Source organism: Sulfuricurvum sp., from assembly GCF_049587615.1.
Classification (GTDB): domain Bacteria; phylum Campylobacterota; class Campylobacteria; order Campylobacterales; family Sulfurimonadaceae; genus Sulfuricurvum.
Genome location: NZ_JBAVEF010000016.1, coordinates 169124 through 182163, shown reverse-complemented (window position 1 = coordinate 182163; position 13040 = coordinate 169124). Strand labels below are relative to the sequence as shown.

Here is a 13040-nt window from a genome sequence, read left to right as displayed (position 1 = left end):
TTCCGCTGTATTCCCCTTTTAATGCTTTGATATTGTTTTTGAGCCTATCGGGATCGGTTGCGAGCAAAATTATTTTTTCTTTGAGTTGTTTTTGGATGACACGATCCAACTGCGAAAGCTCTTTTTTGCGGAAGGCAAAAATTCAATCGCATACATCGTTTATATTCCCAACTCTTTCCATACCTCATCGGCACTGATCGGCGTGACAGAACCCTCAGCTACCTCACGTAAGCGTTTGTCAGAGATTTTCTCGTCCAGCATATCAAAATAGAGCATAAGAGCATTTTCTATCACATGACTCTTTTTCTCATTAAGCTCTTTTGCTAAAGCATTCAATTCATTTGCAACGCTGTTATCGAGGGTAATACTCATTTTAGTTACATTGACATATTTATTCATCGCAACCCCTTGTCTGACAATTATATAGACAATTATACTGCTAATTATATTTTAAAGTCAATATCAAATTAGATGCCATGAAAAAAAATTGGATATTCTAAACGGGTAAAAAATGAAAGTAATCCCGTACATACGGGATTACTTTAAAGGAGTAGAGATAAATTATTTAGTGTAAGTGATTTTCGCTTTTTCGCGGAGTGTTGCCATTTTCTTTTCCATCGTCGCTTTAAACTTGTCCATTTTCAAACGCTGCTCAATGAAATTTTTAACCTCATCAAATCCAAGTTTTTTAGCCGCTTTTTTATCTTCAATATAAATGACGTGATATCCGAATTGACTTTGAACCGGAGTAGACGACATACTCCCCTCTTTCATCGCGAATGCGGCATCATTAAACGAAGGTACCATTTGCCCTCGTGGAAAATAACCCAAATCGCCCCCCTTCGCTGCACTCGGTCCCGTTGATTTTGATTTCGCTTGAGCGATAAACTCATTTTTGAGTTTGTCGCCGCTAAGAGCTTTCATACTTTTAATAATCGCTTGCGCTTCCGCTTCGGATTTTACCAAGATATGACGGGCACGGATTTTTTCTTTATCAATGAATTCATCGGGATTTGCATCAAAATAGGCTTTTACCTCTTTGGCATCCACTTTGATTGCTTCAAACTGTTCTTGTTCCCATACTTTTGCAGCAAGCTGAACTTTTAAACGGCTCACCAATGCTTCAAGCTCTTGCTTGTATTCTTTGGAATCCAAAACACCCGTTCGTTTGGCATCATCATAAACGAGTTCCTGGGCGATCATCCCCTCGATAATCCGTTGGCGCAATTCATTTTGTTTATCGGCAGGGAGAGAGTCAAAACGTCCCTGAGTCCCTTCCATCAATACTTTATTCACTTCTTCTGAGGTAATTTCATCCCCATTCACAGTCGCTAAAACAACCGCTGATGCACTCTGTGCGCTCAACAATAAACCCAAAATCCAAGCGGCATAATATCGCTTCATTGCTATCCTTGTTTTTTCCCTCAGAGCAGAGGGGATTTGATTTCGGCATTATAATACATTTGCAAGTATAGTACGCAAAAAATAATCAATATTAAACAATACTGCTCTGACGCTTTTGTTGGGCAATTTTTAAATAGCGATCCATTGTCTGTAAAAGGAAATGTTTATCAATCGGTTTAGCCAAATGCGCATCCAAACCTGCCCCTACAATCCGTTCACGGTCTCCGCTCAACGCATGTGCTGTCAATGCAATGACCGGAACGAAGCCTCGTCCGTCTCGCTTGTCAATCTCTTTAATCAGACGATTTGCCATCAATCCATCCATAACCGGCATATCGATATCCATCAATACCAAATCAAAATGTTCTTTAAGATAGGTATCCACCGCCTTTTGACCATTGTCAACCGCCACGACACGGAAATGTTCTTGAAGCAAAATCGTCTCAAGGAGTTTAAGATTGATCGGATTATCTTCGGCAACCAAGATTTTAATGTTTTCAGCGCTCGGGACACTTTGAGCTTCAGGGCTGCGTGAAATATACTCTTTGGGCATCGTATGCCAGATGACGGCCAGTGTTTTATGTAAAGAACTGGGGAGTATCGGCAAGGTCACGATGGAGGAAACGGAATCAATGAGACCGTTCGCTTTCTCCCCATAATCCAGTTTCATAATCGGGACAATCCCCAGCTTCGGATAGGTTGATTTAATGGCATCGATCTGGGCTTTGGAAATATGCGGTATATCCAAAAAGAGGACATCGCTCTCCTGTAGAGCCGTGTTAATCAAATCATGAATCACGTTGGCCTGCACATCGAACATTTCAAGGTATTTCAACAGCAATGCCCCTGAGATAGAGGGCTGATGAGCTTCGGTATAAATGCTTGCACGGGTTCCCGGAATAAAATCGAACGTCCCCTCCTCATTGAGCTGATGGGTCACGCGAAAAGAGAATCGTGACCCTTTCCCTTGTTCCGAAGCGAGCATCAGATGCGAATCCATCATATCGACGTATTTATGACTAAGGCTAAGACCAATGCCCAGACCGTCTTTACCGCGACGTTGATTCTCCCATGCGGATGCGAACGGACGAAGAAGCGTTTTAATCTTCTCTTGTTCAATACCGCATCCCGTATCACTCACCGCATATTCGACTTCGATAAAGTGACCCTCTTCTTTGACAATGAGAATCTCAACAAGAACACGTCCCCCTTCGCCGGTAAACTTAATAGCATTTTGTACGAGATTGCGCATAATGCTGAGAATTTTATCCTGATCGCCGATCATCGATTTCGGCAAATGCGGATCGATCAGAAACATTAATCCAAGATTTTTTGAAAGGGCAAGATCACAAAACTGCTGCGAAAAGTTCTCATACACTTCGAGAGGGTTGAACAATGCAGGGTTGGTATGAACACTTCCACTTTCAACTTCCATCATTTCGAGAAGATTTTCAATGTTTCTCATCATCGCGTGAGCGCTTCTGCTCGTTAACTGTACATATTCTTGCTGCCAAGAACTTAAGGGGGAATTGTTAAGCAGATCGGTAAATCCGATGATAGCGTTCATAGGGGTACGAAACTCATGAGAGATCGTGGTCAAAAATTTCTTTTTAAACTGCTCAAAATAGCGCTCTGCGGCACGCGCACGCTCAATAATCGATGTATCTCGAAAAACCACTCCGATAATGGAGTGATGATCGAGTAAAATCACCTCTGATTTTACCGAAACATCATAACCGCTCCCCGACGTGTCAATTTTTCCTCGATAATCTCCCGATTGCGAGAGGAGATAAGAGAGATCTACCCCTTGCGGAGCAAACCAATCCTGCAACGGAGCAATCTCTTCGAATTCTTTGAGGGCTAAGAGATCCATCAAAGCTTCATTGCAGCCAACCAGGTTCCCTGAAAGATCCGTATACATCATCGGATCACTGTGCAAACGAGCACATGCGCTAAGCAATCCTATAAGATCAGAATAATCGTTTTCAAAGTTTTTTGTGTAAAACAAATTGACTCCCTATACTTTTACCTGTAAGTATTTGTGAAGGACATATTCAAGTTTTTCGCGTGTAAGCGGCTTAGAGAGATAATCATCCAGCCCACGCCCTAAAATATATTCCCGATCTCCTTCCATCGCCAATGCCGTCAACGCAATAATCGGCATGCGCCCTACCCGTGCAGGCCCCTCTTCGGCTTTAATCTCTTGCGTTGCCAGAATACCGTCTTTAATCGGCATATCAATATCCATAAAGACAATATCAAATGGCTTCTCACGACACATCTCAACGGCCTCGTCTCCGTTAGAAACGGCAGTCACCGAAATGCCATACTCTTTGAGCAGCAATTTAATCAAACGTTGATTGATGAGATTATCTTCAACGACCAAAGCACTTACTCCGCGTTGAATCTGCGGGAGCGCTGCGGGAGCCTCTTTCGTAATGTCAAATACAGTAATCAAATGCTCCAGCAAAGAGGTCGGCAGCAACGGTTTCGAGAGAGGCATATCAATGAGATGGAGCATTTTCGCCTGAAGACGTTCATTCTCATCCAAAAGAAGGACGGTTTTGCATTCCCGTTTCATCCGCGAAAGTTCCATTGTCCATTCACTTTTTTCCTGTGATGCGATGAAATAGACGACTTCCGTATGCGCGAAGATGGATTCATCAATCATTTGTGTTTTCGTGACACTGACTCCAAAACTTCGTAAATAGTTTGTCAGATGATTCGCGTCATCAAGCCGTTTTTCATCAATCAATACTACTTTAACGCTATGGGCATTAATCATCTGCATCGCATGGTCTGATGATCCCTCCAACGTCAAAGCAAAACTGAAAGAGGATCCTTTCCCCTCATCACTGGTAATTTTGAGCTCTCCCCCCATCAATGAAATCAACCCATGCGAAAGGCTCAATCCTACCCCCAGACGATTATCGGCATGATCTCCTGAGACGAACGGCCGTGTGATGTTGCTAAGTTCTGATTTGCTGATCCCTTTACCGGTATCCTTGACGGTAAAACCGATATTACAGGTTCCCGTCGTATTGCGTTTAAGCAGTTTTACTTCAACGGTTATCCGCCCCCCGGCATGGGTAAACTTAAGGGCGTTGTTATAAAGATTATTGATCACTTGTTTAATTTTACGTGCATCACCGGTAACATACATAGGAAGTTTTGGATCTATGAAAAACGAGACACCGACCCCTTTGTCGCCACCCATAGAGACCGCTCCAAGTGCCAATTCTTCCATTTCGGCAACAATATTAAATTCACTCTTGCTGATACTCAAACGGCCGTTTTGCATTTGCGCCAAATCGAGGAGGTTTTCGATATTTGACATCAAATTACGGGCTGAGCCTTGTACCGAATGGATATATTCGAGCTGAGTATCATTGGGCGAAGTTTTGGAGAGAAGTTCGACAAAACCCAAAATACCGTTCATTGGGGTGCGAAATTCATGCCCGATATTGGCCAAAAACTTACTTTTGAGCTGCTCGACTTTGACCACTTCGGCTTTTAGATCCACAAGATTGCTCTGATCTTCAAGTCGAAGGAGATACAGATCGGTCCCCCCTTCTTGCACCAGAGTAGAGGTAGCCACCATTGCATGCATTTTTCCGGAGGGATCGACAATTCCTACCCCATACCCTTTGGGGCAATGGGTTCGTATGTAATCCAACCAGCTTTTGTCAAACTCCGTAAATACTTCTTCGTCTTCATGATCAAAAAGTTCGCGGATACTCTCATGGTTGGTACGTAATTGTTCAATGTTCTGGAGTGGTACCAAATTAAAAAAAGCTTTGTTTGCCCCGATCCATCCGCTCTCTTTCGTAAAAAAAAGCAATGGATCGTTATCAGTGTCCAAGACTTTATAAAAAAGCTCTTTATTGATCGTTTGCTCCCCGTCTTGGGCAAATCGCTGATTATCGTTAGTAAAAAGTTTTTGAATTATCCGTAGTAATCCCAAAATTTCCCCCTAATTAATTTTGTATGGAAATTGACTATTGTAACACAAAAATCTCACACTGATCTTTTTTTTCAGGTCGTGATACAATACGCCCTAAAAAAACGGATTGAGCAGATGAAAAAAGCGACTAAAAAAGAGATCGAAGCAATTAAAACAGCTTTTTTAGAACGATATTCCGATGCAGTAACGGAGCTCACCTACTCCAATGCCTATGAATTGGTCATCGCGGTAGCCCTTTCAGCCCAATGTACCGATAAACGGGTTAATCTCATCACCCCTGCTTTATTTAAAGCCTATCCCACCCCCGCGGATCTTGCCAATGCCGATATCGAAGAGGTAAAGCGCCTGATCCAAAGCTGCTCCTTTTTTAATAATAAAGCGATCAATCTCATCGCCATGGCAAAAAGAGTCGTCGATATCTACGGTGGAGAGGTTCCCTTGGATGAAAAGGAGCTGGTAACCTTAGCCGGTGTAGGACAGAAGACAGCACACGTTGTCCTCATAGAGTACACACAAGCCAATCTCATGGCAGTCGATACACACGTTTTCCGGGTAAGCCACCGCTTGGGGTTAAGCGAGGATCCAAGCGCTACTGCCACCGAAGCAACATTGGTCAAAAAATTCAAGACCAATCTACATCAACTCCATCAAGGGCTTGTTTTATTCGGACGCTACATCTGCACGGCTAAAAACCCAAAATGTGAAAGTGAATGTTTTTTACGTGAGTTTTGTAAAAGCAAGGATGGCTTTAAACCCAGATGAGATACAATATCCGTATGAAGAGACGCTATCTATTAATTTTACTTCCGATTGTTTTTACAGGATGCTTTAATGAGCGCGGTATTAGTATGCACTATTACAACGGTTGTGAAGAGTATTACGATGTGCAGGGGTATTATCACAAAGAATGCGATAAAAACCTTGTTGATTATAAAGATTTAAAAGAGGTCATTGCACCCATTCAGAACCCTGCTGTAGGAAGCGTCCGTTAACCAAAGGCCATTTTTTTGAGGCAGCAGGCCAACCAACACTATTTTATCGCGATAAATGTTGCAAAATTTGCCCATCGGAAAAGCACTTCACACGTTTTAAACCCGCTGTTTTTGGCCATCTGGATATTCTCATTCATCGTATAAGGGATGAGGACGTTTTCAAGGGCTTCGCGTTTTTGAACAATCTCATATTCACTGTACCCTTGCACTTTTTTGAAATCGTAATAGCAATCGATCAGTTCTTTATTAAGCTTCGGATCTTCGCTCACCACTTTTTCGCTAAAAATAAAAATACCGCCCTCATCTAAGGATTCTGCTATCGTTCGGACCAAAGTATCCCGTACCATCGGACGGATAAATTGCAACGTGTAATTGCTGATGATCACGTGCGCTTTTTCATATGGAAAGCGGAGGATATCCCCCTCATAAAGTTCGATACGAGAACCGTACACTTCGATTTTTTTACGGGCATGTTCGATCATGGCAGGAGAATTATCGATGCCGATCAGACGGACATTACCCTCTTTCTCAATGGAACGCTCGATCTCAAGCAACAACGACGCCGTTGAACATCCGAGGTCATAGACAATCCCTCCTTCAGAGAGTGCATTAAGTGCAAATCTACGGGTGAGCGCTTGCGACTCTTTGTAGAATGGCACAGAGCGAAGAAGCATATCATCGAATACTGCCGCTACTTCTGCGTCAAATTCAAACTGTTTGGAGATGGGTTTAGTAAATACGGTATCGGTTTTCATAAAAGTAATTGTAGCGTAAAGGAGAGAGGTTTCGAGGGGCAACAGATGCGACGAAACAAACGTTTAGGCCCCTCGTGGTTTGAAAAGCAATTTCCAGTCCACAATTAAAACAGAGTGGGGACAAAGTTCTCTTCACTTTTTTTACTCTTCGTGGCAAGAGGTTTTGTCTCTCCAAAAAAAGTGAGCTCGTTTTCACGTAAAATGCGGATGACATTCGTCGTCCCCGGTGTTCCGATCGGATATCCGGCCGTAAAGACATAGGTATTGTTTTTATCAATAATCTTACGAGAAAGTCCGCTGTGAATAATATCGCTCAGCATCTCTTCCAACCGTCCTTTTTTGGTGAGATATGCCGGGACAACGCCCCACACCATTGTCAGAAGGCGCGCGACCCTCTCTTCATGCGTTGCTGCATAAATCGTCATTTTCGGACGGTAACGAGAGAGTTTTTTCGCCGATTGCCCGGACGTTGTCATGGCAATGATCCCTTCCGCCCTCAACGAATCGCCCAAACGCACTGCAGATTCGTTGACCACATCCATCGAATCATCATAGCCGAAATCAAACTTTCCGAACGGATAAATCTCCTCAATCGCCTGAATCGTATTGACCATCGTCTCCACTACCAATACGGGGTTTTGCCCAATCGCACTTTCCTCTGAGAGCATGACGGCATCCGTTCCATCCAATACCGCGTTGGCAACGTCACTGATTTCTGCACGGGTTGCAGACTCTTTTTCGGTCATGGAGAGCAACATCTGCGTTGCCGTAATTACAGGTTTTGAGTGTTCATTCGCCTTTTCAATTAACATCTTCTGAATCGTCGGAACACGGTAATAGGGAACTTCAATGCCCAAATCACCGCGTGCCACCATCAATCCATCCGAATAACGTAAAATTTCGTCAATATTTTCAACCGCATCAAATTTCTCAATCTTCGCAAAAAGCTGCACCTCTCCGCCGAATGAGCGAACCACATTACGGGCATTAATCATGTCCTGAGCATTTTGAACAAATGAAATCGCCATAAAATCGACTCCGTTTGCTACACCCCACGCCATATCGGCTTTGTCTTTGTCGGTCAAGATATCGATTCCCAAATGGGTATTCGGAAAATTAACCCCTTTATTCGAAGAGAGTTTCCCTTTGTTTTCAATGACCGCTTGGACATACCCACCACTCAAAGCAACAATACGGGCACGAATATTGCCATCGTACAAATAAATCGCGTCACCAATCTTCAACATCCGTAACACATCACTTTGATTGATCGAGAGTCGATAGTGGCGATCGGCTACCTTTTCCCCTTCCATCGCGTCATACTGAAAATCTAGCCGATCGCCGCTCTCCAAATAAAACTCTTCTTTGAGCTTTCCGATACGGATTTTTGGCCCGCTGATATCCTGCAATATCCCGACAATCAAACCGGTTTCTCGCATCGCAGTCCGTATATTGGCTAAAACGTGCGAATGGTACTCATGGGTGCCATGCGAAAAATTCAGACGAAAGACATTCACTCCTGCATTAATTAAGGCTTTGAGCATTTCTACCGTATCGGAAGCAGGACCGACAGTAGCTAAAATTTTGGTTCGTTTTTGCATAAGGACGCCCTACTCTCTATTTTCAGAAATGTTAACACATTTTCAAAACATTCTTGAAACCCTGTCGGCCAAGATTTAAACAATCTCAGCAAATTTAGATTACAATGAGATTATTTAAAAGAGTATGGATGAGCATGAGCAAAATAGCGATCGACACCGATATTGTCCTGATCGATATCATTGACTTCTCCCGTCTCTCGATGGATGAACAGCTCGAAATCATCTCCTATCTCTCTCTTACCTACAAAAAAATGATCCAAAAAATGGTCAAAATTTCCGGTATTCCGATGGAAAAGATGCTGCAGGGGATCATACCGACCGGAGATGGATTTTACTGTATACTGCATCCGACATTAAAGGGGTTCGGTCCTATTCTAGGGCTTTCTTTCATCCACTTTTCCGATTTTATTGCCAAAGAATACCCTTATTTTAAAGGGATTCGTGTTGCGGTACATACCGGTAAAGTACACCGTTTTGAGGACATTTTAGGACATGAGAATTTTGTCGGCGATGGACTGAATGAATGTGCACGCTACATCGAAATTAAAAACCTCATCATCAGTACGGTTATTATTTCGGATCGCGCCTATGAAGTATTGCAGGAGTTTTTAGACCTTTACGACGATTTTCGCAACCTCTTGGAAAAATGTGAGTTTCGTCACAGTTCACTCCATACCTTTCAAGACAAACACAATATTACCCGTAACGGCTATCTGATCTGGATGCGTAAAGGGGGAATTATCCCTCCTCCTCAGCCCAACGAGCCTTCCCCCGCAAAAAAACGGTAATCAGGGACAATGATTTTTTTGGTAAGATAACACCAATGAATACCCCAGAAGGAGGATATGTGCGTTTTACGATCGATGAATATGCTAAAACTTTCAAAATGTCAAAAGAGATGATCCAGAATAAAATCCGAACCAAGCGGCTCAATTACATTATCGAGGGGGGCCTTACCTACATCATAGTTCCCCGAAGTTCTCTAGATGAAGAGAAACGGCAAGAAATAGCCCAAAACATCAAACCCTCTTCGCCCCCTGCATCCACTCCTCAGAAAACAACCGTAGGGATGATTATCGCCCTCTACCAAAAAGAGAATCAGCAGCTCAAGCTCAAAATCAAAGAGCTTGAAGCCAAAGTCGATCGCCTGGTCAACGACAAAGAGCAGATGCTGATCGCCGAACGCGAGCGGATCGAAGAAATCTACACCGCTAAAGATGAACAACTCAAAAATCTACTGGAAGTCATTAATACCAAACTTCTCCTTTCCCAAGGAAACGCTGTTCATGATGTGGATATCACCGCAACGGCACCTATTGCACCCACACTCCCAAACGGTGTTATCGAACTCAAACGCTACCTTAAATTCATCGGAATGGGTTCTGAAGAGAGAAAGGCGGTCAAACGCCGTTTTGAGCTCGCATTCGGAAGCGACATACGGATCATTCAAAAAGAGGGAGAATTTTATGTCGACCTCTCCAAATACGATTACACCGATTTTCTCTCTTAACTGACGTTAAACACTTTCATTAAACTAACCTTCTATTAGCAATTTATTTTCCCGCCTTCGCGGGAATGACGCAAAAAATATCACTTTAAAGAATATACATACCTCCATCATTACACCTTTTTTAAATCCTCTACCGCTTGACTCCTTTCAAATCACATCATTTAGATAAATTATACGGTTTTACGTATATTAAATACGTTTATATATTCATTATACTTGGTATAGTTTATGCTTTATTCGTTATATATAGCATTTTACTCATATAAATGTATCTTATATAATATTTTAATTATATTTTATACGTTTTAATGTTTATTTTAAGAAAAGAATATTACAATGGAGTAATGGAAATGAGTGATCTTTTTAATCTTCTTCACAACGCTGTAGAGGCTGGGCGCAACGGTAAGAAGATTTCCCAAAAAGAGATGGCTGCTGCGTTAGGACTTTCCATGCGGACGTATCAGGACTGGAGGCTGGGGAATGCAAAACCCCAAGCCGCCAAAGCGGTACTCGATATGCTAGGGATGCTCGATGATGACGAAATCATCCGAGTAGTACGAAAAATAAATAAACTAGGGGATAAATCATGAGCAGTTTGAGCGAGCAAGAACGCATCGGGTTGGAAGAGGTTTTTTTATCGATCTCTTCTTCGCAAAATTTAATGCAAAAATGGTCCATGTGGAGTAAAAATTTCTCGATCCGTATCGATGCCAAAAACCTTCCCTCACCGCTCCTCTTTACCCCAAATCCACGAAACTGGATAAAAAACGGCCTAAAAAACCACAAAATCACAAAACTGTTCAATAAAATGCAAAAAAGAAGAAAAATTTAAGCTAAGAGATATTAAAGTATTCGCGGCTAAAACACTTACCCCTCGCATACTCCTATGTATGGGAGGTTCAAGTGTTATTCGCATATCTAAATCAAGGGCAATAAATGAATAAAGCGCAATTCGTAGAATTGGTTCAAAAAAGCGGCGGTTACAAAACAAAAGTTGAAGCTGAAACAGCTATTAAAGCTTTCACAGAAGCAGTAACTGCAGCTCTTGTTGCGAAAGAAGAAGTTTCATTGGTAGGATTCGGAAGTTTCGCATCTTCTCTTCAAAAAGGAAAAAGCGGTAAAGTTCCAGGAACAACCAAAACATACAGCACAGCTGACAAAATGGTTCCTAAATTTAAACCAGGTAAAAGTCTTAAAGACAGCGTAGCTGCCGGAAAATAATTTCCTCTTTCTCTGTTGAGGGAGGTTTTCCCTCACCTATCTTTCTCTTCTTACTGCATCGTTTACATTCTGACATTGAAATCTTGTTATAATTACGCCACTAAAAAGATCGTTCTGAACCGTAATAATCAGCAAAAATGCAAGGGTCTATGTGCTTTTCTCTTTTTTTAATCGCTTTGCCTCGGTGCATCCCAAATCCTCATCCGAACAAACCTTTCATCCTCAAAAACAAAAAGAGAGTTTCATAGCTATTGCAGACGAGTGCAGCGGGAATTTTTATGAAAACTTCAAACTGTATCATCATGACACACTTACCACGGTAGATATACTCCTGTTCCTTCCGAACCGAGGCATCTATTTTGGAGAAATACTCTCATGGAGCCCCTCAGAGCTCAAAGGAGCATCCGTCGAGCGTTCTTCCAAGCGGACCCAAAAATCTCCGACAACACGGTTGGAAAACAGTGCGTGGAGACTACGCCAAAAATTAGAAGATATTCTTTCGTTTGACTCCACCCCCATCGAACGTTTTTTTTGGATGAAAAATCTTACCGAAACAGATTTTGACGAATTGGACCCCTCCTTTCATGAGCTCATGCCTAAAGGACGACTCATCTTTAGCGATGATGCCAAAGCGGCCATACAACGTAAATTCGAAGCGCTTACACCGTATCAAAGCGAACCTATTTCTACCGTCAAAGTCATGGGTTCATTAAATGCCCACACCTTATTGCTCCCGACGCCTGACACCCCTTTTGGAGCGTTTCTGTCGGATGAACAGCTTCAATTTTTAGACACTGAATGTACCGACACCGTCACAACACTCTACGGAACCTATGGAAGCGGTAAAAGCACTCTCCTACTGCGCAAGGCGATTAAAATACTGCTGAACGATCCAAAGCGCAAGGTACTTATCATTACCCCCACTCTTTTGGCGGGAGAGCTATTGCGCAACAAACTTATTTCCCTTATGGAATACGGGGCTTGGAACATTCCGCTGGACTCGATCTCATTTTATACCCCTCACTTATCTCTCCCACTTGATGAACTGCCTATATTCGAGGAGGCTTCTGTTGTTTTCTGCGATGATGCTTACCGTTTAGAGAACACTTTCACGCAGATGCTCCGACAACGGCGCGGGAAACGGTGGCTTGTATTCGGTACCGCCCTCAAACCCGATTCGGACGAAAATCTCTACCTTCTTAACAACCATTACCGTGATGCCAAACATGTCTCAACCCTTCAATGCACCCAAAATGATCTTCTCTCTACCCTCTTGGAGAAATTGCGCAAACGGCTGATCGATGTACCCGAACAGGACATTATGATCATCCTCCCCGAACAGCAGATGTTGCCACAGTTTAAAGAGTCGATAGACAACGCTTTGCATCTTGACTGCCGTACCTTGATTCCGGGGTTCAGTCTGCAATACCAAAATCTCGATGACGTTATCCTCGTAACCGGCGATTATGTCAGCGGTCTAAGGATTCCTCACCTCTTTCTTATCGTCCCTGAGGATTCGGATGACTACGCTTTTGAACTAAGCCGTGCATCAGAATCAGCAACTATAATCACACTCTTAGAGATCTAAAAAGA

General features: G+C 42.7%; 14 protein-coding genes. 8 read left to right on the top strand and 6 right to left on the bottom strand.

What is annotated here, in order from left to right; translation table 11 throughout:
* Positions 1–159: 159 nt before the first annotated feature.
* The 4 genes from WB308_RS03475 to WB308_RS03460 form a co-directional block, all read right to left on the bottom strand.
* Positions 160–399 carry a CopG family transcriptional regulator gene (locus WB308_RS03475; protein WP_424189029.1) on the bottom strand — a complete coding sequence of 80 codons (240 nt, stop codon included), beginning with the start codon at positions 397–399 and terminating at the stop codon, positions 160–162.
* Between the two features lie 162 nt (positions 400–561).
* Entirely contained in the window at positions 562–1404 is an 843-nt protein-coding gene (locus tag WB308_RS03470; protein WP_424189027.1) for a peptidylprolyl isomerase, read from the bottom strand.
* 91 nt (positions 1405–1495) lie between these two features.
* Positions 1496–3412 (bottom strand): response regulator, encoded by a 1917-nt coding sequence (locus WB308_RS03465; RefSeq protein ID WP_424189025.1) that lies wholly within the window; start codon positions 3410–3412, stop codon positions 1496–1498.
* Between the two features lie 9 nt (positions 3413–3421).
* Positions 3422–5368, bottom strand: coding sequence for a response regulator (locus WB308_RS03460; protein WP_424189023.1), 1947 nt, complete (start codon positions 5366–5368; stop codon positions 3422–3424).
* 114 nt (positions 5369–5482) lie between these two features.
* On the opposite strand from WB308_RS03460, the gene nth reads away from it, so the two are divergent.
* A complete protein-coding gene (gene nth, locus WB308_RS03455; protein ID WP_424189021.1) occupies positions 5483–6130 on the top strand; it encodes an endonuclease III in 648 nt (215 codons plus the stop codon).
* Positions 6131–6144: 14 nt separating this feature from the next.
* Positions 6145–6360 carry a hypothetical protein gene (locus WB308_RS03450; RefSeq protein ID WP_424189019.1) on the top strand — a complete coding sequence of 72 codons (216 nt, stop codon included), beginning with the start codon at positions 6145–6147 and terminating at the stop codon, positions 6358–6360.
* 38 nt (positions 6361–6398) lie between these two features.
* Here the strand turns inward: WB308_RS03450 and cmoA are convergent, their stop codons facing one another.
* Both cmoA and pyk read right to left on the bottom strand, forming a co-directional pair.
* The gene (gene cmoA, locus WB308_RS03445; RefSeq protein WP_424189017.1) at positions 6399–7115 is read right to left on the bottom strand and encodes a carboxy-S-adenosyl-L-methionine synthase CmoA; all 717 of its coding nucleotides are present in this window, start codon (positions 7113–7115) and stop codon (positions 6399–6401) included.
* A gap of 104 nt (positions 7116–7219) precedes the next feature.
* The gene (gene pyk / locus WB308_RS03440) at positions 7220–8716 is read right to left on the bottom strand and encodes a pyruvate kinase (RefSeq protein ID WP_424189015.1); all 1497 of its coding nucleotides are present in this window, start codon (positions 8714–8716) and stop codon (positions 7220–7222) included.
* Positions 8717–8850: 134 nt separating this feature from the next.
* Here pyk and WB308_RS03435 point away from each other — a divergent pair, with 134 nt between their 5' ends.
* The 6 genes from WB308_RS03435 (at position 8851) to WB308_RS03410 (ending at position 13035) form a co-directional block, all read left to right on the top strand.
* Positions 8851–9504: a hypothetical protein gene (locus WB308_RS03435; RefSeq protein WP_424189013.1), complete on the top strand. Its 654-nt coding sequence runs from the start codon at positions 8851–8853 to the stop codon at positions 9502–9504.
* Between the two features lie 59 nt (positions 9505–9563).
* Entirely contained in the window at positions 9564–10226 is a 663-nt protein-coding gene (locus WB308_RS03430) for a hypothetical protein (protein WP_424189011.1), read from the top strand.
* Positions 10227–10570: 344 nt separating this feature from the next.
* Entirely contained in the window at positions 10571–10816 is a 246-nt protein-coding gene (locus WB308_RS03425; protein ID WP_424189009.1) for a helix-turn-helix domain-containing protein, read from the top strand.
* Positions 10813–11058 carry a hypothetical protein gene (locus WB308_RS03420; protein WP_424189007.1) on the top strand — a complete coding sequence of 82 codons (246 nt, stop codon included), beginning with the start codon at positions 10813–10815 and terminating at the stop codon, positions 11056–11058. The genes WB308_RS03425 and WB308_RS03420 overlap by 4 nt, the downstream gene beginning before the upstream one ends.
* Before the next feature lie 104 nt (positions 11059–11162).
* Complete coding sequence (locus WB308_RS03415; protein ID WP_299924521.1) at positions 11163–11447, top strand: HU family DNA-binding protein; 285 nt, start codon at positions 11163–11165, stop codon at positions 11445–11447.
* 151 nt (positions 11448–11598) lie between these two features.
* On the top strand, positions 11599–13035 hold the full coding sequence (locus WB308_RS03410; protein WP_424189005.1) for a hypothetical protein: 1437 nt from the start codon (positions 11599–11601) through the stop codon (positions 13033–13035).
* Positions 13036–13040: the final 5 nt, after the last annotated feature.

Bases quoted from the DNA above. Each gene is read 5' to 3' on its own strand.
- WB308_RS03470 (WP_424189027.1), bottom strand. From the start codon at position 1,404: ATGAAGCGATATTATGCCGCTTGGATTTTGGGTTTATTGTTGAGCGCA.
- pyk (WP_424189015.1), bottom strand. From the start codon at position 8,716: ATGCAAAAACGAACCAAAATTTTAGCTACTGTCGGTCCTGCTTCCGAT.
- WB308_RS03450 (WP_424189019.1), top strand. From the start codon at position 6,145: ATGAAGAGACGCTATCTATTAATTTTACTTCCGATTGTTTTTACAGGA.
- WB308_RS03425 (WP_424189009.1), top strand. From the start codon at position 10,571: ATGGAAATGAGTGATCTTTTTAATCTTCTTCACAACGCTGTAGAGGCT.
- WB308_RS03415 (WP_299924521.1), top strand. From the start codon at position 11,163: ATGAATAAAGCGCAATTCGTAGAATTGGTTCAAAAAAGCGGCGGTTAC.
- cmoA (WP_424189017.1), bottom strand. From the start codon at position 7,115: ATGAAAACCGATACCGTATTTACTAAACCCATCTCCAAACAGTTTGAA.
- WB308_RS03435 (WP_424189013.1), top strand. From the start codon at position 8,851: ATGAGCAAAATAGCGATCGACACCGATATTGTCCTGATCGATATCATT.
- nth (WP_424189021.1), top strand. From the start codon at position 5,483: ATGAAAAAAGCGACTAAAAAAGAGATCGAAGCAATTAAAACAGCTTTT.
- WB308_RS03475 (WP_424189029.1), bottom strand. From the start codon at position 399: ATGAATAAATATGTCAATGTAACTAAAATGAGTATTACCCTCGATAAC.
- WB308_RS03420 (WP_424189007.1), top strand. From the start codon at position 10,813: ATGAGCAGTTTGAGCGAGCAAGAACGCATCGGGTTGGAAGAGGTTTTT.